Here is a 22,787-nt window from a genome sequence, read left to right as displayed (position 1 = left end):
CAATCCACCAGTCACGGAGAAAAAAGCAGCCTGAACAAGAGAGTTAGACTCTCATCATTCCACCAGGTGTTTCAAATTCATTGACACGTTCCGCAACTACAATAGCGAAACATGTCGGTCGCCAGTTCAAGAGAAACAGCGGAACTCAACACTGCCGTGCATTCCCGCAAGCGCTTCGCGAGCGTTAGATCTTGTAACGACGGTGTATTGAACGCCTCAAGAAACCGGGGCAGCTGCTTCACGAAAGCATCCGGATGAACGCCATGATCTACCGTGAAGTAGCTGAGCCACTCTAGATTGTCGATGACTGTCTTGTCGAATTCAGCGTTTGTAAACAGGTACCATGGGATACCGCGCAATAGCCAATACCGTCGCTCAATCTCCAGTTTGGTGAGCACAGACTTCCGGCCTCGACCACGCAAGTCGTCCGCGCTCTTGATGCTATAGGCTACAAGGGACCGCTTGCCAGCCCTATCAATCCTCGTCAGCAGAAAATCGGTCGTCATGACGATCGGCGTTCGGCTTCCGGGGTAGCGTGGGTGACGGACTTCCAACGACGATGCGATGCGCTGGGTGGCAGACTCCGGAAATAGTGGAAATTGTTCCCGGATATCAACGACGTCGGCCGCGTAGTCCGCCATCAAAAAGAAGAAACTTTCGTTGTCAGAAAATAGATGATGCATCCTACCAGTCGTCACACCTGGCCGACGGCTCATGCGACCTCTCGATGAGAAGCATCGAACGTCAATCCAAGGTTTGTAGCTCACGGTTTCGCCTAAACCGAGCCCTTGAGCCTTCCATCTGCTGACGTCATCTGAAGTGATCGGTGCCCGTCTCATCATGCCGCCTGTTGCGCACTATGTAAGCTCGCCAGGAGTCCTGCATCCAATCCAATCAGTCTAAAGCTAAAAACGGTTAGTTCAAGGTGAAGTAGCACCTGCCTGGGAACGTCACCAAGCTAAAGATTCCACTAAGTAAGTAATGGAAGACCTAGATCTTGCTGATTGTCTCGGTCCCTGTAACGTAACCGCTTCACACGTAGCGAACAGATGAGCATAGGTTGGAGCGAGCCTTTCGCTGTGCACTCGACAGCGATAATCAAGGTTCCATAAAACGAAAGGCCGCTATAGAAGCGGCCTTTGAACAGTAGAAGATTTCCTGGATGCTTTATAACGTCCTAGCGCCTTAATGCTCCAAGAAGGCCTTAATAGCAACAAATATCCAGAAATGATTGAATTAAAGGGCATGATCGGCACCTTAACAAATACTGTATAAATTGACAGTACCTGGCGGGCATGCTACCCTCAGAGCGTTTTTCAAACTATGCAGCAAACGGAACGCTCTGAGGGTAGCATGCCCGCCATCAGTAGCTCGATTTTTCCGGATTTTTGCTCGCTTCACAGTACCGTTTTTCCGCTTCATTTTGGGTCTCCTAGAGAGGTTAGTAATAGCCTCCATTATACAGGAATTACCCTTTAAAATCAGCGACTTATGGAAATAAACTGTCGTCCTGAGCGCCCATGCCAGCCTTGTCATCACCAAGTGGCCGTCTATTTCCAACGTTGGAAACTGTGGCCGTCTGCAGCGCACGACGGCATTAGTCCGGCAAGCTGACAATATGGGCATGAGCGCTTCAGCGCGGCATCAGCCGCCGCGTCACCGTACGCAATTCGACCGGCTCGACAAGGCCAACATAGGGCGGCGACTGTCGCAGGCGGTTACACCGCTCATCAGTCCCAGTCATCACAGCGATAATTTCCTCATCAGTCCCGTGCTCCATTAGCGCTCGCCACTCGTCGTGCGCTGATACCCACGTACCCTTGCTGTTCCAGCGCTCAATATTTTCTAAACTCTTGCGCCGAATTTCGTCGACCGTGCAGCATTGGACGACGCGTACGGCCGAGGCAAGTTTTTTCGCATCGAGCAGGGTTTGTGGGTTCGGCCGCTCTCGAGTGTCGCCTAGAGCGACCGTCACGCCAGAGATGGTTACAAGGCGCCGCGCGCGGGGCCCAAGCCGGTCGCGGATGGCACGTATCGCATTCTCTATCGTAATTGTGTTTGGTCGCAGGTAAAGGCCGTAGCCGGCATGCTCAATGATTCCCTCATCCTGCAGCATGGCCAAGCATCGGCTCAGCTGCCGCGCACTGCCCAAGTGCGCGAAATCGCGACGCAGGAACGTCTGCGTCGACGCCGTCTCAATGCACGCTCGTAAGCGCTGGATGATGGTTTGCTGATCCATGGTGGCCGATCGTGGCATACGTCCGACTTGATGAGCAAGTCATGTTTTTGCAAGCGACCGCAATCTAGAGACCCACTTCCCGCAAATGCGTACCGGACATAGTGTAGAAGAGCTACGCTTCAAGCAGCAAACTACTTCTCTCTTACGCGATACTCAACGCTAGCGTTCTCCTCGCTTTATGCAAGAGCACTTTAGAGCGCCTAACAAACCCTTTAGTTGCTCAGCAGGCAACAGCCGAGTACACTGAGCCGTGCTGACCGTCCGCTTTCGGCCAGAAGCAGACATTCACTAGCGCCTTGACTGCATCCACGCTGCGGCGCAAAATAGCGGGTTATGACTGGTCCTTTCCCTACATCTGACACAACTTCGCGCGCGACACACGCCGCTGAGTGCGCTTGTCTATGTATCGGGCAGGACGCTCCTTCCTACCCAGGAGCCGGTATGCCACGCGGTTATTTTTGCTCCGTTACTCCCCCGTAAGACCCCTTCTCATTGGCACATAAATCGATATCGCGTCGTGCGACGTCGTGCCTATCAATCTCCGTCCCAATCCGCTGCACGCGGCTAGCCGCGCAGCGCGCTTATTCATCTGTAACTCGGCGACACCCGCTTGAGAAGGTATATCTATGTCACTACAAACTATTCGCCAGGACTGGTTGTCCAACGTCCGTAATGACCTGCTTGCAGGTCTTGTAGTCGCGCTCGCGCTCATTCCCGAGGCAATCGCTTTTTCTATCATTGCTGGCGTAGACCCGAAAGTTGGTTTGTACGCCTCGTTCTCCATCGCCACCTTGATCGCTTTCTTTGGAGGGCGCCCAGGCATGATTTCGGCTGCAACTGGAGCCATGGCCCTTGTTATGGTGACACTGGTAAAAACCCATGGCTTGGACTACCTGCTTGCGGCCACCATCCTCGCAGGGGTACTGCAAATCGCTGCGGGTTGGATAAAGCTCGGGCGGCTGATGCGCTTTGTCTCACGCTCGGTTGTGACGGGCTTCGTGAACGCGCTGGCCATCCTGATCTTCATGGCGCAGCTGCCTGAACTGACCAACGTTACCTGGCACGTGTACGCCGTCACGGCTGCAGGCTTGGCAATCATCTACGGCCTGCCTTATGTGACGCGCGCGGTGCCATCCCCGTTGGTAGCGATTGTCGTGCTCACTGGTATGTCACTTGCACTGGGCCTGGACATTCGGACTGTGGGCGACATGGGTCAGCTTCCGGATAGCCTGCCAGCCTTCCTGATCCCAAATGTGCCGTTCAATCTTGAAACCCTCCAGATCATTCTGCCTTACTCGGTAACGCTGATGGTGGTAGGTCTGCTCGAGTCGCTGATGACTGCCACCATCGTCGACGACCTCACCGATACCAAGAGTGACAAGAACCGCGAATGCGTGGGCCAGGGCGTTGCCAACATTGCCACCGGCTTCATTGGCGGTATGGCTGGTTGCGCGATGATTGGACAATCGGTCATCAACGTGAAGTCCGGTGGACGCGGCCGTCTCTCAACTTTGACCGCCGGTGTCGTGCTTCTTATTCTGGTCGTGTTCCTAGGTGAATGGGTCAGGCAGATTCCAATGGCAGCGCTCGTCGCAGTGATGATCATGGTGTCGATTGGCACTTTCAACTGGGGCTCGATCAAGCATTTGCGCGAGCACCCGGCCAGTTCGAGCATCGTCATGGTCGCAACAGTCGTTGTCACCGTGGCGACCCATGACCTGGCGAAGGGTGTGCTGACCGGCGTCTTGCTGTCAGGCGTCTTCTTCGCTCAAAAGGTCAGCCGGCTTCTCAATGTCAGCTCGCACACCGACGATGGGGGGCGCGCCCGCCGATACCAAGTGACGGGGCAGGTGTTCTTCGCTTCTTCGGATCAGCTCGTCCATTCGTTCGACTACACCGAAACTCTCGACAGGGTGCACATTGATCTCACCCATGCGCACTTCTGGGACATCACCGCGATCAGTGCCTTGGACAAGGTCGTGTTCAAGTTTCGCAGGCTCGGTGCGCAAGTAGAGGTTCATGGTCTCAACGAGGCGAGCGCCACGCTAGTAGATAAATTTGGTATCCACGACAAGCATGACGGCCATGATGTGCTGATCGGGCACTAGCCTCGGCAACCCGTCTGGGAATGTCCGCTTGCGGTCGCCTGCTGCCCTTTGTGACGGCCTGCAATTTCTAGCCGGGTGAGGTGCTATGCTGAGCCGAACGGCCCGCTTCGGCCAAAAGCAGACATCCAAGAGTGTGCGTTGACTACTTCCAGTAGGCTAATATCGCCAGCCAAGCCGTAAAACCACACAAACAAAGGCGGAGAAGAAAAATGCGTGTTGAAAAGCGACTATCGGCCACGTTCAAGCAGTTTGCCCATTCCGGCAAGGCGGGGGCAGTCCTCCTGATCCTCTGCACACTGGCTTCGCTGATCATCGCCAATTCCCCGTGGGGGAAGGGCTATCTTGGATTCTGGCACCAGTATGTTGGGGGCCTGAGCATCGAGCACTGGGTGAACGATGCGCTGATGGCGATTTTCTTTCTGCTCATCGGCCTGGAGCTTGAACGCGAACTGTATAACGGCGAACTGTCCGACATCAGGAATGCCATGCTGCCGATCATGGCCGCTGTAGGTGGCCTCACCATTCCGGCGCTCATCCACTTCATGTTCAATGGTGGGACAATTACCCAGGCAGGCATCGGCATCCCGATGGCGACCGACATTGCATTCGCACTAGGAGTGCTGAGCCTGCTCGGCAGCGGGGTACCGGCTTCCCTCAAGATTTTTCTGACCGCGCTCGCCGTTATGGACGATCTTGGCGCGATTATCGTTATCGCCGTGTTCTACACGGCAGAGTTTTCCTTCCTCTACCTGCTGGCCGCACTTGGTGTCTTTGCGATCCTGATCCTGATGAACCGCGTGCTACGCATCATGGCGCTCGTGCCATACCTGCTGGGTGGCGCGCTGATGTGGTTCTTGATGCTCAAGTCCGGCGTACACGCGACTGTCGCTGGGGTGCTGCTAGCCTTTGCCATTCCTTACTCGGCTAAGCAAGATGATGCCGAGTCTCCCTCGCATCGCCTGGAGAATGCGTTGCACACGCCAGTCGCCTTCCTTATTCTGCCCGTGTTCGCCTTGGCAAATACGGGGATTGTCGTCGGCGCAGGCTGGGCTGAAGAACTCTTGTCGGCCAACAGCCTCGGCATCCTGCTTGGACTGATCGTCGGCAAGCCAATCGGCATCCTGCTCTTCAGCTTCGCCGCCGTCTCGCTCGGCATCTGCCGCCTGCCGCTCGACCTCGCGTGGCGTCATGTGCTGGGCGCAGGCCTGCTTGGCGGCATCGGCTTCACGATGTCGATTTTTATCACCAACCTGGCTTATACCGGAGAAGCCGGCGTGATCACTTCCTCAAAGATGGCAATCCTGCTAGCGTCCCTCACGGCCGGGCTAGTAGGTTTCGCGTGGCTGAAGTTTATGGGAACACCGCTGGCATCCGACCCTGATCCAGACACAATGGATTTCGATGACGGATCGGTTAGGCCAGACAGCCCGAAACCCGATTCCTAAAGAACTGACTCCGGCAGAGGCAATGTCCGCTTTGGGTCGATAGCGGACGTACGCTGGTCCAGTCAGGGCACTAACATGGCGTCCGTGTTCGTAGACGAACTGATGCCATGGCCCGTGCACTTCTTCCCGAAGACCTGTAGTTGCTAATAGCAGCTCATCTTCCGACCCATAGCCCATCGCCGAAAGGCAACCGCCCGCGCATCGATGATCGCGCCGCCCTGACCGGAATCCTGATTGTTCTCAAGACTGGAATACCGTGGGAGTACTTGCCGCGCGAACTCGGCAGTGGCATGACATGCTGGCGTCGCCTTCATAAATGGATGCTAGCCGGCGTTTGGCAGCGTATCCACGCGGCGATTCTTCGACGGCTCCGAGAGCACGACCAGATAATGTGGGATCGAGCTTGCGTTGACGCTGCAAGCGTACCGGCACCTGCCGGGGGCGAGCACACAGGCCGAAACCCAACCGATTGCGGCAAACTTAGAAGCAAACACCATTTGCTGGTCGATGGGCGTGTGCTTCCGCTGGTGGCTCAGATGTCGGGCGCCCAAGTACATGACTCGCGTTTCCTCATCCCGTTGGTAGAGTCGATCCCGGCAATGAAAGGGTTGGCTGGCCGTGCCCGCAAACGCCCAGGTAAGTTGCATGCTGACCGAGCGTACGCTTCGAGAGCCCATCGGGCTTGGCTGCGCAGTCGGGGCATCGCCGCTCGCATCGCGCGCTATGGTGTAGAGTCGCGCGAAAAGCTTGGACGGTGGCGTTGGCTCGTCAAGCGAACCTTGGGTTGGCTGCACCGCTTCCGCAGATTGCGCATCCGGTACGAGCGGCGAGCAGACATCCATCAGGCATTCCTGTCGCTTGCCTGCTCGCTCATCTGTTGGCGGTATTTCGAGAGGTTTTGTTAGGCGCTCTAAGTCGCATGCAGTAAAGGCGGACAAGTAGAAGTAAAAATACCTACTGTCCGACAGAGCAAAACTGGCTAGTAATCGATCGCGCGGGGAGCAAGCGCAGCTAGTGATGGAACTCAGAGCTGCAGAGATTTATGGAAACCCAGCAGCATCAAAGCCTCTCGTTCATTCTTTTTCAACGTCTTAACCGCCCAGATCAGGATGTGACGCGGCCGTGAGGAAGCGACATAAGCCAATCGGGCCGCCTCGGATGCGGGATTACCCACCCACTCCTTCCAGTGTGCTTGCTCGCCCTGCCGGCTGCTCGACACAAGCATGGTCAAGTCATGGGTTTCCCCTTTCACTTCGTGAATGGTCGCCAGCCGGCGTTTGGCTGAACGCGGACTTCCGGGTGCAATCACCGCTCCCACCAAGGCCGCGCCCAGTCCCGAGGGGGCCCGATGCTGCCGCGCCATGAGTGCTCTGTGAACGCTCTCGCACTCAGCATTTGGACACGGTACTGTCGCCAAGGTAGCAAGCGCCTTCTTGTGCAAAGCACACCAGGCCGACCAAGTAAGGGACTGCTCTGCCAAACCCGCCTCAACAAGCACGGACAAGCAGTCAGAAAGAAATCGGTGCCAATCCAATGCCGACTGCATTTCCACAGGCCGGCAGAAGGCGTCTTCCCCCAAAGTATCCTGCTGGATGCATTCCTCTGCCAAGTACCCGGCAAATGCGGACAAGGCCTCATGCAAATCACCGGCACGCCCGCGCGCGAAGCTCGCAATGGCTGCAGCAAGCCCTTGTACCGCGCCCTGTGCCGCTTCGCCCACGCGCATCCTGTGCAGCGTACTGTGCCCACGCGCCACGATCACAGACCGCGCATGGTCTGCCGCCAGCTCGTCAAAAATCCCCAGTGCCTCACTTGGGCAATCCCGGTACTCCACGAGGTAACACGTTGCTTCAGCGTAATTTGCTTGCCCTGTGATCTTATCGGCTTTGACAAGTGCGCCATGCAGGTTGACGATACTTTGCCCGCTGCGAAAATTCCGCCGCAACAGCATTTCTTTGCAATCCAGAGCGCGCACGAATTCCGCGACGTCGTCCGGTTTGCAATTCCTGAACAAATAGATCGCTTGCTCCAGATCGCCGATGAGGTGGAAGGTCACCCCTCTCCCCGCAAGTTGCGCAAAGATCGCAATTTGATCCGCCGACAGGTCTTGGCACTCGTCGACCATGATATGCGGGTACCGTGCTACTAAGCGGTACACATGCTCGTTAAACTGCTCACTACTCAGGATCTCCAGAGCCAACCGCTCCACATCCTTATAGGTAGCGAAACCATTGGAATTGAAGGCTGCCTTCGCTGCGGCGAGATCCTCGAGCTGGTACTTTTCCAATTTCAGTGCATTCAGCGCCCGCTGCTTGGCGGGCACGGGATGCCGAAACACGAACCGGTCCGCAGCTGGGTCCCAGTCGAAACGATTGGCTGGGATGTGCTCATGGTCGATCTTGTACTTTGTCCGATGGAAGCAGACCGCTTTCTCATCCACAACACGTATCGCAAAATCCTCGTCGCGCCCCTTGTAACCCGTCAATCGGTGGGCAAGCGGGTTGACAATCAGCTTCAGGAAAAAGCTGTCCACCGTACCCACGAAATGCGGAAAAGTGCTGCGGCCGCCGCGCCGGGCCAATGCGATGCGTTCGACCAGTTCACCCGTTGCGCTGCGCGAGAATGACAGCACGGCGATCCCCGCCGGGAAATGCAGCCACTCGCGCATTTCCTTAGCAACTTTCGCGGCAATGACTTCGGTCTTTCCACTGCCGGGGCATGCACGCAGGTAGACGTTATGGGCCAGCGGTTCTTCGACGTAGGCAATCTGTTCTTTGGAAAAATCGGTCATTGTAGGCCTCAGAGCTTGCAACTCCACTTGATCGCATCTGCGATGTAGTTCGGAACCACAAGCTCAGCAGTACCATTCGCGACCGCGTCAGCGAGCAGTTGCGCGAACAGCCCCTTCCCCATGTCGCCGTTCTCGATCAGTTCCAGCAGCTCGAACGCGGCATCCGCCTTCTCCGCGGGATTGGCTACCGCCCAATCAGTCTTCGGGTCGCACAGCTCCGCCAAGCGCTGCTTATTCTTCCCGTTCGTCTCCCACTCGTCATGCATAACCTTAGCCATCGGCCTAATGTTTCCTCCCTCCATGGCCAAGTCGTACTCGAAGGTCTTGTACAAACCGACAAAAAGGCGCGCATGTACAGACGTAGCGATTTCAGGGATCAACTCCAGGGCGTGATTGGTTCCCTTGCGAAGGTTCCCTGCATGCGGTTTGACATTTACCACTACGTCCTTGCCGCCAATGTTCATTGTTTCCGTCTTGGGAGGATCAAGATCGGTCAGTCCGGCACAACGTACTGGTATGTTAGCGCCGGGCACAGCGGGATCGATATTGCAGAACAGCCCCCTGTGCCAATATAACTTGAGACACCTACCCGATTAATTTAGAGTACAGCGGTAGGTCCCCAACATGCACAGCCGAAAGCATCAAATCAGCAATTCTGTCGAACCCAGCAGCCCAGCCACGCCAGTGGACCGTCCCGATCCCGAGGTCGTCCCGGTCGCCAAGCGACGCACGTTTTCCAACGCCGAGAAGCTGCGCATTCTTGCCGCTGCCGACTCCTGCCAGGCGCCTGGCGACATCGGTGCCTTGCTCCGCCGCGAAGGCATTTATTCGTCCCATCTGGCCACTTGGCGCAAGCAACGCCAGGCCGCTGCGGCCTCTCAAGTCCTCGCGCGCAAGCGTGGCCCAAAGGTCGACCTAGCTGCTGCTCAGGACCGCAAGGTGCGCGACCTGGAGGCAGAGGTGGCGCGCCTGCGAGACAAGTTGGCCAAGGCCGACCTGATCATTGACGTCCAAAAAAAACTTTCCACCCTGCTGGGGCTGAGTACGGCCGACACGCCGAGCGAGCCGAAGTGATCAGCGCCGCCAATCACCTCGCCGGCGAAGTTGGCGTGGCCGCAGCCTGCCGCGCATTGCAATTGCCGCGCAGCGCACTATATCGCCATCGCACCGCGCAACGACCTGGTTCGTTAGCGCCCGTGACGCCGGCTGCGCCAGCCCGACGGCCACCGCTCGCGTTGTCCGAGCATGAGCGGCGTGTCGTGCTGGAGGTGCTCAACAGCCCACGCTTTGCCAATTGTGCGCCGGCCGCCATCCACGCTCAACTGCTCGACGAAGGGCGCTATGTGGCGTCGGTACGCACGATGTACCGCCTGCTACAAGGCTGCGCTGCCGTGCGCGAACGCCGTAACCAGTTGCGCCATCCGGAGTACACCAAGCCGGAACTGCTGGCCGTCGCACCAAACCAGGTGTGGAGCTGGGACATCACCAAACTCAAGGGACCGGTCCGGGGCACCTGTTTCCACCTGTACGTCATCCTCGACATCTTCAGCCGCTACGTCGTCGGCTGGATGGTGGCCGAACGGGAGACCGCCGAACTGGCCGAACAGCTGATCGCCGACAGCGCCGCAAAGGAAAATATCGCGCCTGGTACCTTGACCCTGCATGCCGATCGCGGCAGCAGCATGCGCTCCAAGCCGGTCGCTACGCTGCTGAGCGATCTGGGCATCGCCAAATCGCATAGCCGCCCTTACGTTTCGGATGACAACCCGTATTCCGAGGCGCAATTCAAGACCTTGAAGTACCGGCCCGGCTTCCCGGCGCGCTTTGGCTCGCTCGCTGACGCACGCGCCCACTGCGCAGCCTTCTTCACCTGGTACAACCAGCAGCACCGCCATTCCGGCATCGGCATGATGACCCCGGAAAGCGTCCATGCCGGCCGTGCCGCCGAGATCCGCAAGCTGCGCCAGGCAACGCTTGAAAGCGCCTACCAACGCACGCCGGGCCGCTTCAAGCACTGCGTACCACGACAGACCAAATTGCCGACAGCGGCATGGATCAATCCACCAGTCACGGAGAAAAAAGCAGCCTGAACAAGAGAGTTAGACTCTCATCATTCCACCAGGTGTTTCAAATTCATTGACACGTTCCGCAGCTGCATGAAGTGCTTGAAGTAGATGCCATTGAGATTGATCGCACTCACCCCCAGGTCATGCAAAGTTTGCTTTCCTATAGGCTGTGCTTTCAGCACAAGCTTCGCCAATTCCGGCAGTAAAATCGCTTCAGCGATGCCCTCCACAAACATCAGGCCGCGCGCAAACAGCAGGTTGGACTTGGTAACATCCAACCATCGGTTCACGAAGCGTTCACTCTTATCCGGGAGACCGCACTCGGCTAGACGGGTCGCGACAGGCGGTGCTCCGGCGGTCATGTGCACAATGGCATGCATCGGCACTGCCGAGGCAAGCACGGTAGAATGCGTGGTCACGATGACCTGAACCCCAGTTTCCTGCGCCGTGTCAGCCAGATACTTCAGAAGGCGCGTTTGCAGCTGCGGATGCAAATGCGCCTCTGGCTCTTCAATCAGCAAGAGATGGAAGAGGCCGTTGTCCTGGTCAGGAAGCTTAGATTCGAGATGCAGCTCAGCCAGGATCGAGGCAATGTAGATCAGATTGTTGTAGCCCAAGCTGTTTTCATTCAGGCTGCGGAATTGGCTAGTGTCCACCGCGGACAAGTCCGGGAAGTACAGCAAACGCAAGCTCTCAACGATTCGCGAGAAATCACTTTCCGAAAACTGGATGCGCGTACCCTGCGCTAGGCTTTCCCCGATCGCCTTCTTCAAGCTATCCGAAATCAGCGCATTGGCCTTCTTGATCTCGTAATCGTCGCACTCCGCTAGCTCTTTGTTGAACTCCTTTACTTTCGCGACCAGAGGATGATCCGTGCCATCATCCTCGTGCTTCAACAAGTCCTTCTTGCAGATGACCTTCAGCAGCTTCGCAAGTCGGGACCGCGAGCCGTTCGACAGTTTCTCTTCCGCGTCGCGTAGCGGCGGCAAGTAAATACAGCGGATCAGGTCGAGGACCTCCGGCTCCACCGTGGCCTTAGTCTTGCCGGCCCATAGCGACCGCTTAGGCCGGGCACGGTATTCACGGGTCTCGACGTGCAGATGTAGTTTGGTGTTGTGATCGATATCTTCCCAAGCCATGAAAGCTAGTTTCTCGGCCATGTCTAAAGCGGAAAATGTCGCGGAGACCTTAAAGCTTTGCGCGCGTGCGTCACCTACAGCAAAACCGAGGTGGAAGTCCTGATCGTCCACAGCGTAACGCCCAGCTTCCGAATCAACGAACAACTGCCGCAGCGCACTAATGACGCCAGTCTTGCCGGCACCGTTTTCGCCAACCATTACCGTCAGACCTTTGTTCAACTTCACGGTAAATGGCTGATTAAATGCGCGGAACCCCTCAACCGTCAGTTCGCTGATGTACATCCTTCCCGTCCTTGATGCAGAAAAGAAAGAACACTATCACGAACGACAACATCACCCAAAGTGCTTTAAGCACCACTTGAGAGAGCAAAATTATGTTTGTCAAATCCGCACCTGTAAAATCAACAGCTTAGGTATGTTACTGATTCGTCAATGTTTGTCAAATCTAGCTCTGCGGCGGTAGAGTGCTCTGTTGATGTGCCATCAATGTTTGTCAAACCACGTGCGCGCAGACGCTTGAAACTGTAGTCTGCGGCCATCAGTAGCCGATTTCAGTTCCAACCACTCGAGGACCCTTGTCCCCAACCGCTGCGCAGCCTAAAGTAAGAACAAGCACAGCGAGCCTAGTGCTCGTCCGATAGGGCAGCGGGACCGTCATGGCAACAAGAATATCATCCGATTCTCTGGTGCAACCAAGTCACGACCGGCACCTGCTGCAGAGTGATACGCCTATATCTCTTGCAACAACTGGGCCTGAGCATTGCCTCGTCGCGCCGTCCTTGCCAGATGAAGCAATCATTTCCGTTGTCGGGCGGTTTCATATACTGAGCTGTAACGGGACACCGACCGCCACTTTCCAGGAGTTATTCAACTGCGCCCCGTTCAATTTGTCTGCCTGGATCCCCCCGCATATCGAGATGCTCGGACCGCGGATAGGTGAGGATGTGGAAGCGTGCACATTGGAGATCTGTAAGCGTCCAACCGCTCCACCTTCACAGCGGAATCAAGCCAGCGTAGAGTCCGAAAATGGCAGCAGCGAGTCGATTCGGCTGTTCGGGCAGGTAGGCAGTTTCTCAAGTGTCTCAGCGAGCCAGCGTGCCGGGTCCAGGCCGTTGAGTTTGGCAGTGGCAAACAGGCTCTGGATGACGGCGGCGCGGCGGCCGGCGCGTTCAGAGCCGGCAAACAGCCAGTTCTTTTTACCGATGGCGATGGGACGGATCGCGTTCTCGACCGGGTTGTTGTCGATCGGAAGGATGCCGGAATCGGCATAGCGCACTAGGGCATTCCAGCGCTTGAGGGAGTGTTCGATGGCCTTGCCCGTACCACTTCCGATGGCGACGGTGCGCTGCATCGACAGCAGCCAGGCGTGCAGATCGGCCAGCGCCGGCACGGCGCGCGCCTGGCGCAGATCCAGCCGTTCGGACGGCGTTGTGTCTGCGCCGTCCTGCTCGATGGCGTACAACTGCGCAATGCGGCGCAGCGCCTCGTCGGCGACAGGACTGCTGCTGGCAGCGTGCAGGTCGAAGAATTTGCGACGGATGTGCGCCAGGCACGCCAGTTCGGTCGGCCCATTGGCAAACAGGGCTTTGTAGCCGGCGTAGTCGTCCACCATCAGGTGGCCGCGCCAGTCCTGAAGGAAATCGCGGGCGTGCTTGCCGGCCCGGCTTTCCTGGTAATCGAAGACGACGATCGGTGGCCCATCCTCCCAAGTGCCGGAGCGGTAGGCCCATAAATAGGCTTGGCGGGTCTTGCCGCTGCCAGGATCGAGCTGGCGCACCGGCGTTTCGTCGGCATGCAGGCAGCTGCGCTGGCGCAGAAGCTCGCTCAGGCGTTCGGCCAGTGGCTGCAGGGCCACGCCAATCCGCCCGATCCACTGCGCCAGTGTCGAGCGCGCCAGCGGCACGCCCTGGCGCGCGGCGATCTGCTCGATCCGGTACAGCGGCAGGTGATCGAGGTACTTGCTGGCGGCAACCCATGCCAGCAGGCCGGGTGCGGCCAGGCCACCGTCGATCACCGCTGGCGGCACCGGCGCCGCCGTCACGGTCTCGCAGGCGCGACAAGCATATTGCGGGCGAATGTGGCGGTGCACGAAGAAGCGCGCCGGTTCCACGTCGAGCTGCTCACTGACGTCCTCGCCAATCTTGACCAGGTTGGCGCCGCACTGACCGCAAGCGCACGACTCGGGCTCGTGGCGGTGCTCGATGCGTGGCAGTTCCGGTGGCAGTGCCTGACGACCGGCGCGCTTGCGCGCAGGTTTGACGCTGGCTTGATTCTCCAGCTCCTGCTCGATGGCGGCCAGGTCCATGTCGACCGCTTCCTCGAACAGCGAACGCTGCTCGCCGGTGAGCACTTCGCTGGCCTTGCCATAGCGGATGCGCTTCAGGTAGGCCAGTTCGTGTGTCAATGCCGTGATCTTGAAGTCCTTCTCGGCCAGCTGCGCCTGCTGTTGCTCGAACAGCGCCCGAACCTGCGCCAGCATGGCTGGGGCGATATCGGTCTGGGCAAGTTGATCGAGCAGGTTCATGGTGAAAGTGTAGCGAACCGGTCCGACGTTTACAAGCGAAACAGTTTACGTCGGCATCTATAGCCGCCACTGTGCCGGCGCCTGGGCCGACAGGCGCTGCCAGTCCACGCCCATCACCAGCCACTGCCACTGCTCGGCACTGAGCTGCCAGCAACTCTCGCCCGGCTGCGGCCAGACGAACTGGCCCCGATGCAGACGGCGCAGGCACATCCACACGCCAGTGCCATCCCAGCTCACCACCTTGATCCGCGTGCGGCGCCGGTTGCTGAACACGTAGGCTGTCCCATCGCAGGGCGCGCGGCCCAAGGCCTGCTGCACGTGCAGCGACAGTCCGTCGATGCCGGTGCGCATGTCGACTGGCTCGACAGCCAGCCAGATCGATTCGGGCAGCAGTTTCACCGCAACTCCTGCAGTAGTCTGGCCAGCCAGGCGGCATCGACGCCGCCATCCATGCGCAGGCTCCAGCCCGAGGCGCTGCGCAGTTCCAGGGGAGTCGAAGAGCCTGGAGAGCCAATGCGCACCGGCAGCAGCTGGGTGCCACTGGCCATGCGCTCGATGCGGCGCACCCAGTATCTGAGGCGCTCCACGCCGATATTATGCTCGTGGGCATAGGCTTGGACAGGCAGTCCGCTGCTGCGCCAATGCGCGACATGCTCATGCCAGGTCGATGCGGAAATGCGTTGACGGGTCATGGGATCCTCGAAGTAGAAAACCTCGAGTCTGCATGTCATCGCGGCGACATTACAGGTGGTTGGGCTGCACGCTTACGGAGATCTTGCGCTCACATACGCTGTACCCACTTCTCGCAATTTTCAACGGACTGTCGTTTCCTGCCAGTCCAAGAAGAGGGGCCGAGAACAATGCCACGAGTACGCCAAAGCGGTTTTCAACTGAGACGATCCGACTTTGTTTGGAATGCCTGCGTGAAGATCTGGATGTCTATGGTGTTCGCTACATTCACCGGTCCCATCAAATTCCCGGCGTAGAAGTGTGCAGCAGGCATGGTTCCCGCTTGCTTTACAAGTGCCCTCACTGCGAGTGTTCATTTGGCCGGCACTACAATCTTGCCCTGGTACCGTGGCGGCGATGCACCTGCAAAAAATATGTATTCGACAGCATATCGCCTGCGCAAGAAGCGGACCCTGTCGCGCTGTCCTACGCCCAGTTCTCTGCAACGCTTCTACAGTCAGCCCAGCGCGCAACAGTGTCACCACGTGTGCTGGTAGAAAGTTACCGTGAACGCGCACGCGCAATCGGCTACAGTTGGGGCAACGACAGAGTGAGCCATGTCCGCGTGAAGGCGGAGATGGAAAAATTCTATGGAAAAGCCTTTCTCAGCAGGACGGATGCGGCTTATCGTGACGACCGGCTCAGTGAATGGTTGAAGATGCTGAACGATTCCTGTGTCACAGAACCACCACTCGGCCGCCACCTGCTATTTGCGCATTTCCTGTTTCGCGATGCGGCCCAGTTCCTGAGCACCATTGGTGCGACCAGCGGGAATGGGCGAACGGAGGGCATTGAACAGCCCGCCATGAAACGACGGGCGGTCGGCATCGGCATTGGCACCGGGAGGGTTAATAAGCCGAGCGTTAAACAGCGTATCGCCGGCCTTTTGCGCGAGCTTGCTGATCATGCTCGCGATATTCCTGATTGTTCTATAGAAGATTTGTGGAAATCGCATTATGGATTGATGAAGCGACTTGTGTCTCTCGATCTGGAAGCGATTACCCAGCTAAGACGAAAGCTTCAGCAATTGAAACCGAGGCCGGTAGGCCCGACCAAAGTTCCGCGGAAAAGTGAGAAAGATAGCGAGCGGGCGCGCTCGGTTATGCAGACAGCCGCTGCCCTGTATGCATCTGTCAGGAAGCCAGAAAAAGTTACGATCAACCGTCTCGCCAAAGACACTGGCTGGAATCCTGCAGCCCTCGATCGGCACGCCTTCCCGGAAACACTGCGAGCGCTGGAAGAGTGCGAGGAATCCAACTGGCACTTTTATGCCCGGCGGATTTTATGGGCCAAGCTGGCGCACAAGCATGCTGCGATCAGCGTGGTAAGAGCTCAGTCAGGAGTCGAATACCATCGCTCACTCGTGCTGATGCATTTTTTTCGGGATGTTGATCTATCGGTTTCTTACGATGCTGAGACTATAACGCGATTGCTTGCGGAACGCGGCATCGAACGGGACTGGCTCGGTCCCTGCCCAGAACGGCAATTTCCTCCCGCTGGCCGACGGTACTATACGAAAATCCAGACCTAAATTGCAAAGCCTGACTTAGCTCAGCTTCAGCAGGCATAGTCTGTACTTAATTTCGCCAACGAGTCTAGGAGCGCCAATTCTTATTGACGATTTTGCAACATAATAGGCCGGCAACAGTCCTTCCTTGTAGTCTACTCTCGGCTTTTCACAGACGCACCTGAGGTTTATGACGTGTTTATGTCTATCGACGACATAAACAGGTTCGTGGATCATGCTCCTACTTACCAAACGGAGCAAAAATGGGACGTCCATCATTCGCAATCAATCCCACACGACTTCGCGCTTTACGCGAGGAAAAAGGCTTGACGCAGGGCGCGCTTGCGACGAGTGCCGCAAAGCTGATGTGCAAACCTGTGACCGAGTCCCTTGCTCGGCACTATCAACGCATCGAGGAAACCGGACAGACAAGCGTCGGTTACGCAACAGCACTGGCAGATGTTCTCGGCGTTTCAGTATCGCTCTTGCAAGGACTAGAGAACCCGGATCCGAACGCCTACCTGGGACCTGTCAGAAATTCTGTGTGCGGGGCCAGAATTCGTAGTTAGATAATCGCGTTCGTGAAGCGCTCGCCGAACATGATGGCGAACTGGTTGGCAGCCTGCTTCCAGGTACGCTGTGGCATCTTCCAATCTTTCTCGATATTGCGCAAGGCCAGGAACAATAACTTGGTCGCGGCTTCGTCGCTGGGGAAGTGACCACGGTTCTTGACGATCTTCCGCAGACGCATATGCAGGCTTTCAATAGCGTTGGTCGTGTAGATGATCGTGCGCACTTCAGGTGGGTAGGCAAAGAACGGAATCACCTGCTGCCACTGGCGCCGCCACATCGCGGCCACGGTCGGAAACTTGGTGCCCCATGGGCCTTCTGCAAAGGCATCCAGCGCCGCTTCGGCCAGCTCGGCGTTGGCAGCGTGGTAGATCGGCTTGAGCGCCGCTGCCAGTTCCTTCCGGTCCTTCCAGGCCGCAAGCGTCGTCGAATTGCGGATCAGGTGCACGATGCACGTCTGGATCTGCGCTTGCGGATAAACGGCCTCGATGGCCTCCGGGAAGCCGCGCAGGCCATCGACGACGGCGATCAGGATATCGTCCAGTCCGCGGTTCTTGAGTTCGTTGAAAACCTTCAGCCAGAATTTGGCGCCTTCGGTCTGTTCGATCCACAGACCCAGCACTTCCTTGCGGCCGTCGGCACGAATGCCCAAGGCCAGATATACGGCCTTGTTCTTGACCGTGCCTTCGTCCCGGATCTTCAGGCGCAACGCGTCGAAATACACGATCGGATACATCGCCTCGAGCGGCCGCTGCTGCCACTGCGCGACCTCCTCGAGCACTTCGTCGGTGATGGTCGAAATCAGGTCTGGCGACACCTCGGTGCCGTACAACTCCAGCAAATGCGCCTGAATCTCGCGCACGCTCATACCACGAGCGTACATGCTGATAACGTGATCGTCGAAGCCCGACATCCGGCGCTGATGTTTGGCCACCAGTTTGGGCTCGAAGCTCGACAGACGATCGCGCGGAATGTCCAGGTGGAGCTCCCCGCCTGGCGTCAAGACCTTCTTCGGGCTGCTACCGTTGCGGTGGTTTCTGCTGCCGTCTTCCTCGTTGGCCAGGTGGTGGTTCAACTCGGCCGACAACATACGCTCGGCCAGCATTTTTTTGAGCTGCCCGGCGAGGCCCGATTCGCCAAGGATCGACTCGGCGTCCTTGTTCTCAACCTGGGCCAGCAACTGGTCGATCAGCTCAACGGGAAACGGGTACGCTGCTTTCTGTTTTTTGGGCTTCTTGGTGGTCATCACTTCGGTCATGGAACAGTCCTTTCGGGATTATTTCATGACCCCGTTCCACACAGAAATTCTGACAGGCTCCCTACCTGCGATACGTGAAGACGCTTCTGGCGCAGCAATTGAACGCCGGACAGAGCCAAACCCTGTGCGATCTTCTATCGCAGCGAGCTAGAGACGACAAAGAACAAGCTCTAAACCACCTTGCTGAAGACCTCGCCGAACGGATCGAGCAAGTTCAACTCGTCCGCAACCCGACTATGGTTGCAGAATTGGTCGCCTTAACTAAGTTGTCCGAGGGCGACCTCCTTGCGCCAGCAAATGTAAGAGGCTTCTGGTTCCTATCGGTGAAGTCGCGCATCATCAATCATTCCGAGGTGGTCGATGGCGTGTCCGCATTGAACTACCGAATCGCTGAAGTCATGCAGTCTTACTTAGCAGCTCTCCGCGACGACAGCACGATACGCATGTGGTACGACAGGCCATGGGTGCGTATCGAAATCTGCCGCCCGCGGATTCGCGACCGGATGCTCGTCGACTTCACACGCTGCCAGCCGGACGTTACCGGACTGCGCTGGGTCGCACCCTCTTGGCATGACGAGTTCTTTCTTGAGTCTGGTCTCGTTTCCAGTGCTTTCGCCAATGCCGATGTTGTCACCGATTTCATGGGCAGAGTTGCACCTGCGGATTTTGGGTGCTTACGCTTTGTCGTGGATGAGCATGACGGCACACATGGAGCGCCGCTTCGTAGAATGGTTGTGGACGGTGGCGTCGGCCAGATGCCGGGCTATCTCAAAGAAAACTTTGCCCGCGACTGCTCAACACGAATCCTGTTTGTGAATTGGCTGACAAATGGCCTCAGGAAGGCACTTATGCCCCATCTAGCAGTGAATGCCGCGTTGGGGTGGCATGTGAGCGTTAACGGAGGTGCCGTCGAAGTCAGCCTGAAGGACCCGCGCAACAGGGGCATTATCTATGCAGAAATGCGGTACCGGATCACGCTGGCGGAGGAAACTGCTGCCGGCAAATTTGAAATCGTGCCGGTCCGCGATAAGGAACTCGAAGAACTCAGGCAGAACATCGAGGCCTGGCTAGTCGAGGATGACGTCGATCGGGACGACGTCGACGAACGGCCGGACTTTGAAACCTTTTAGCACGGCACATCCCGGGCCGTGCCATTCCAAGCCGGGAATATTTGTCAGCAGCGGTTGTAAACTGATACAGGCAGCGATTGAAAACTGATACACCATTTTGAGAAGATGGCCGCTTTGCGGAGCGGCCTTGAAACCCAAAGAGGTGTACGTGGAAATCCAACTACTGAAGAAGCATGGGTTAAGCCTTCGGCAGATCGCCGCCGAGGTAGGCTGTGCAGTGAACACGGTGCGCCGGCACCTGGCCCTGGAGGCCGTGCCGAAGTACGAACGCAAAGTCAAACGCCAGACGAAGCTGGCGCAGTTCGAGCAGTACCTGAGGGATCGGCAGCAAGCTGCTCAGCCCGACGTGATTCCAGCCACCGTGCTGTACCGCGAGATTGCCGCGCGCGGCTACGAGGGCGGCATGAGCCAGTTGAGGGCCTTCGTGCGCACCTTGCGCCCGGCGCCTCCCGCCGATCCGGTGGTGCGTTTCGAGACGGCGATGGGTGAGCAGCTGCAGGTGGACTGGGTCGAATTTCGTAAAGGCAGCGCGCCATTGCACGCGTTCTGCGCGACGCTCGGCTTTAGCCGGGCCAGCTACGTGGAGTTCGTCAACAACATGAAGGTGGATACCCTGATCGCCTGCCACGAGCGCGCCTTTGCAGCGTTCGGCGGCGTGACGCGGCGGGTCCTGTACGACAATATGAAGACGGTGGTACTGGAGCGCGATGCGTACGGTGAGGGCGAGCACCGCTTCCACGCCGGCTTCCTGGACTATGCCAGGCATAGCGGCTTCGTGATCAAGCTGTGCCAGCCGTACCGGGCCAAGACCAAGGGTAAGGTCGAGCGGTTCAACGGCTACCTGCGCCGATCGTTCTATGTGCCGCTGGCGAGCCGGCTGGCACAGAGCGGCCAGAAGCTCGACGTCGTGACGGCCAACGTCGAGGTGGCCCACTGGCTGCGCGAAGTGGCCAATGCGCGCATCCACGGCACGACCGGAGAACCGCCAGCCGAAGCCTTGAAGCGGGAAGTGGAGCACCTGCAAGCGCTGCCGGCACCGTGGCGGGCGGACATCGCGGCAGCCAGGCCGCAGCCGGCTGCTGCAGCACCTGCGGCGCCGCGGCCGGCAGCAGTGGTGGAGCGGATCGCGCAACCTTCTCCGGTACAGCATCCGTTGCAGGTGTATGACGCGCTGCTGGTGCGGGTATCGGAAGGGGTGGCGGCATGAACCTGCAGCATGAGCGTATCGCGGCGTTGTGCGAGAGCCTGAACCTGCCGTTCGTGGCACAGGGCTACGGCGCCGCAACCCAGAAAGCAGCGAAACAGGAGATGGCCTACAGCGACTTCCTGGAGGGGCTGCTGAGGGAGGAAGCAGCTGGGCGCAACGTGCGCAAGCAAAACACGATGACCCGTCTGGCAGGATTCCCCGTGGTGAAGACGCTGGACGAATTTAACTATGACTTCGCCAAAGGCGTAAAGCGCAGCCAAGTCGAGGAGCTGGCCGGCCTGGGATTCGTCGAGCGGCATGAGAACGTGGTACTGGTCGGGCCGAGCGGTGTAGGCAAAACGCACCTGGCGATGGCACTGGGTTACAAGGCCACGCAGGCCGGCATCAAGACGCGCTTCACGACGGCGGCCGACCTCATGCTGGCACTGACGACGGCGCATACGCAGAACAATTTGAAAGCGGTGATGCACCGCGCGATCAAGGCATATCGGCTCTTGATCATCGACGAGATAGGTTACTTGCCGATGAACCGGGAACAGGCCAACCTGTTCTTCCAGGTGATCGCGGCCTTGTATGAGCGCAGCAGCCTGATCGTGACCAGTAACCTGCCGTTCGGACAATGGGACACGACCTTTGCGCAGGATACGACGCTCACCGCGGCCCTGCTCGACCGGCTGCTGCACCATGCGCATATCGTGCCGATTGCAGGTGAGAGCTACCGGCTGAAGCACCAGCGACAGGCCGGGATGATGAGGGGGAGCGATGTTGCAGAAATGGGCTGAACACGGACGGTGTTCGGCGACGGCGGTGTATCAGTTTTAAATCGCTGGGACGACGAAATCTGTATCAGTTTTCAATCGCCGTTGACAATATTCAAGGAGAAAATTATGGCAGCACTCGAAAACGCACCAAGCAAGACTGGCAATCCGTCCGGTAGTGGCCGGGGCAATAATCAGCCAAAGGGCAAGTAACGTGGGGGCGGGGCGGCATCCCTTGCTTCGGCCCCGCAACATCAATTCAGCAGCCGAGGCTGTAGAATGTCAGCATCTGCTGCATGTTTTTCGAGTTACCGGGATTACCTCTTCGGGCGCTTTCAGCACTATAAAGCGGAGCACTATCATACCGGCGCTTGCCGGTACGGCCTTATTTCCTGCGCGCGACTTATGCCTAGACAATGCGCGACCAGATAGAATCTCCCCTTTTCCATGAAGCGACCGCGATGACACTTGCCGCCGATATCGACCGTTTTTTTGCTGATCGCACTGTCCAGGGTGCCATTGAGGCGTCCCGCGAGTCGCGTCCGCTCCAAATTTGTTATCCGAGCGAGATCCCGGTCTCCCGATTTCTCGCATGGTTGCTAGATCCGAGCCAAGGACACGGCCTGAACGCTGCAGTACTACGCCGCTTGTTAACCGCTTGCTGGGACACCGCCTCGAGCACCGCCTTGCCGCTCGTGCCGCGGCGCCGTATCGCACCTAGCCAGATGGCGATACAGTCGTTTGCCGACGTCGTGATCGATCGCGAGGTCGTCCTGACACAGGACTCCGGCCGCCTCGACGTGCTTGTGCTCGTTCCCGGCATGAAGCTGCTGGTGGCAATCGAGAACAAAGTTGGCGCCCGGGAGTCGCCTACGCAATTGAAGCGTTATCAGAAAGCCCTGGCCACGCGTTTCAAGGACTGGCAACGCGTGCATGTCTATCTCGACATGAATGGCATGCAGCCAAGCAGCGCGGAGTGGATCGGACTGGACTACGATTGGCTTATCGAGGAACTGGCGATCGCGGAACAGGCTTCGTGGCTGGGTGACGAACCACGCCAGTCAATTCGCGAGTTCCGTCTCGCGATCGACCGCAATGGCGCCGGCGACGATCTCCCCGGCATTGATGAGCATCACCTGCTCGACATGGTGCTCGCCCATCCGACGGTCTTTGCGGTGATGGCTGCATGGAACCGGGACAAAGCATCGCGCACCAACCTGGCCGCCGAGATCTTCTCGAAGAAAAAGGATCCGAGGCAGCAACTATTGGCTCTGGTGCAAACCTGCAGCTCAGCTAGAATGACGGCCTTTGCCTGA

The 22,787-nt window shown here is 57.9% G+C and carries 18 protein-coding genes; 9 read left to right on the top strand and 9 right to left on the bottom strand.

Going from position 1 to position 22,787, the window contains the following annotated elements:
* Positions 1-77: 77 nt before the first annotated feature.
* Positions 78-716, bottom strand: a complete 639-nt coding sequence (locus HMPREF9710_RS26440) for a TnsA endonuclease N-terminal domain-containing protein (RefSeq protein ID WP_229409722.1) — start codon at positions 714-716, stop codon at positions 78-80.
* 917 nt (positions 717-1,633) lie between these two features.
* Positions 1,634-2,239 carry a hypothetical protein gene (locus HMPREF9710_RS26435; RefSeq protein ID WP_005664143.1) on the bottom strand — a complete coding sequence of 202 codons (606 nt, stop codon included), beginning with the start codon at positions 2,237-2,239 and terminating at the stop codon, positions 1,634-1,636.
* 626 nt (positions 2,240-2,865) lie between these two features.
* Between HMPREF9710_RS26435 and HMPREF9710_RS04015 the strand changes: the two genes are divergently transcribed.
* The 3 genes from HMPREF9710_RS04015 to HMPREF9710_RS26925 all read left to right on the top strand — a co-directional run bounded on the left by HMPREF9710_RS04015 (position 2,866) and on the right by HMPREF9710_RS26925 (position 6,697).
* A complete protein-coding gene (locus HMPREF9710_RS04015) occupies positions 2,866-4,347 on the top strand; it encodes a SulP family inorganic anion transporter (RefSeq protein ID WP_040774994.1) in 1,482 nt (493 codons plus the stop codon).
* A gap of 209 nt (positions 4,348-4,556) precedes the next feature.
* The gene (gene nhaA, locus HMPREF9710_RS04010; protein WP_005664141.1) at positions 4,557-5,792 is read left to right on the top strand and encodes a Na+/H+ antiporter NhaA; all 1,236 of its coding nucleotides are present in this window, start codon (positions 4,557-4,559) and stop codon (positions 5,790-5,792) included.
* 140 nt (positions 5,793-5,932) lie between these two features.
* Positions 5,933-6,697 carry an IS5 family transposase gene (locus HMPREF9710_RS26925; RefSeq protein ID WP_229409721.1) on the top strand — a complete coding sequence of 255 codons (765 nt, stop codon included), beginning with the start codon at positions 5,933-5,935 and terminating at the stop codon, positions 6,695-6,697.
* A gap of 119 nt (positions 6,698-6,816) precedes the next feature.
* Here the strand turns inward: HMPREF9710_RS26925 and HMPREF9710_RS04000 are convergent, their stop codons facing one another.
* Together HMPREF9710_RS04000 and HMPREF9710_RS03995 are read right to left on the bottom strand one after the other, a co-directional pair.
* Entirely contained in the window at positions 6,817-8,583 is a 1,767-nt protein-coding gene (locus tag HMPREF9710_RS04000; RefSeq protein ID WP_005664139.1) for a UvrD-helicase domain-containing protein, read from the bottom strand.
* An 8-nt stretch (positions 8,584-8,591) separates the two neighbouring features.
* A complete protein-coding gene (locus HMPREF9710_RS03995) occupies positions 8,592-9,047 on the bottom strand; it encodes a hypothetical protein (protein ID WP_005664137.1) in 456 nt (151 codons plus the stop codon).
* A 160-nt stretch (positions 9,048-9,207) separates the two neighbouring features.
* Here HMPREF9710_RS03995 and HMPREF9710_RS03985 point away from each other — a divergent pair.
* A protein-coding gene (locus HMPREF9710_RS03985) for an IS3 family transposase (RefSeq protein ID WP_371855218.1) occupies positions 9,208-10,673 on the top strand; the annotation gives its coding sequence in 2 pieces (ribosomal slippage) (positions 9,208-9,604 and positions 9,604-10,673; 1,467 coding nt in all).
* Between the two features lie 20 nt (positions 10,674-10,693).
* Here the strand turns inward: HMPREF9710_RS03985 and HMPREF9710_RS03980 are convergent.
* From HMPREF9710_RS03980 to tnpA, 4 genes are all read right to left on the bottom strand, one after another.
* Complete coding sequence (locus HMPREF9710_RS03980) at positions 10,694-12,070, bottom strand: ATP-dependent nuclease (protein ID WP_005664134.1); 1,377 nt, start codon at positions 12,068-12,070, stop codon at positions 10,694-10,696.
* A gap of 721 nt (positions 12,071-12,791) precedes the next feature.
* On the bottom strand, positions 12,792-14,312 hold the full coding sequence (tnpC, locus tag HMPREF9710_RS03975) for an IS66 family transposase (RefSeq protein ID WP_005664133.1): 1,521 nt from the start codon (positions 14,310-14,312) through the stop codon (positions 12,792-12,794).
* A 57-nt stretch (positions 14,313-14,369) separates the two neighbouring features.
* On the bottom strand, positions 14,370-14,711 hold the full coding sequence (tnpB, locus tag HMPREF9710_RS03970; RefSeq protein ID WP_005664131.1) for an IS66 family insertion sequence element accessory protein TnpB: 342 nt from the start codon (positions 14,709-14,711) through the stop codon (positions 14,370-14,372).
* Positions 14,708-15,004 carry an IS66 family insertion sequence element accessory protein TnpA gene (gene tnpA, locus HMPREF9710_RS03965; RefSeq protein WP_005664128.1) on the bottom strand — a complete coding sequence of 99 codons (297 nt, stop codon included), beginning with the start codon at positions 15,002-15,004 and terminating at the stop codon, positions 14,708-14,710. The genes tnpB and tnpA overlap by 4 nt, the downstream gene beginning before the upstream one ends.
* Between tnpA and HMPREF9710_RS27685 the strand changes: the two genes are divergently transcribed.
* On the top strand, positions 14,980-16,572 hold the full coding sequence (locus HMPREF9710_RS27685; RefSeq protein ID WP_157225425.1) for a TnsD family Tn7-like transposition protein: 1,593 nt from the start codon (positions 14,980-14,982) through the stop codon (positions 16,570-16,572). The genes tnpA and HMPREF9710_RS27685 overlap by 25 nt on opposite strands.
* Before the next feature lie 541 nt (positions 16,573-17,113).
* Here HMPREF9710_RS27685 and HMPREF9710_RS03955 read toward each other — a convergent pair.
* The gene (locus HMPREF9710_RS03955) at positions 17,114-18,364 is read right to left on the bottom strand and encodes an IS256 family transposase (RefSeq protein WP_157225494.1); all 1,251 of its coding nucleotides are present in this window, start codon (positions 18,362-18,364) and stop codon (positions 17,114-17,116) included.
* 86 nt (positions 18,365-18,450) lie between these two features.
* Here HMPREF9710_RS03955 and HMPREF9710_RS03950 point away from each other — a divergent pair, with 86 nt between their 5' ends.
* From HMPREF9710_RS03950 to HMPREF9710_RS03935, 4 genes are all read left to right on the top strand, one after another.
* Positions 18,451-19,506, top strand: a complete 1,056-nt coding sequence (locus HMPREF9710_RS03950) for a hypothetical protein (RefSeq protein WP_040774986.1) — start codon at positions 18,451-18,453, stop codon at positions 19,504-19,506.
* Positions 19,507-19,633: 127 nt separating this feature from the next.
* On the top strand, positions 19,634-20,713 hold the full coding sequence (gene istA, locus HMPREF9710_RS03945) for an IS21 family transposase (RefSeq protein WP_005663623.1): 1,080 nt from the start codon (positions 19,634-19,636) through the stop codon (positions 20,711-20,713).
* The gene (gene istB / locus HMPREF9710_RS03940) at positions 20,710-21,495 is read left to right on the top strand and encodes an IS21-like element helper ATPase IstB (RefSeq protein WP_005663619.1); all 786 of its coding nucleotides are present in this window, start codon (positions 20,710-20,712) and stop codon (positions 21,493-21,495) included. The genes istA and istB overlap by 4 nt, the downstream gene beginning before the upstream one ends.
* Before the next feature lie 392 nt (positions 21,496-21,887).
* A complete protein-coding gene (locus HMPREF9710_RS03935; protein ID WP_081589839.1) occupies positions 21,888-22,787 on the top strand; it encodes a PDDEXK-like family protein in 900 nt (299 codons plus the stop codon).

The organism is Massilia timonae CCUG 45783 (genome assembly GCF_000315425.1).
Lineage (GTDB): Bacteria > Pseudomonadota > Gammaproteobacteria > Burkholderiales > Burkholderiaceae_D > Telluria > Telluria timonae.
The sequence above is the reverse complement of the archived record's forward strand: the minus strand, read 5'-3'. Positions and strand labels throughout refer to the sequence as shown.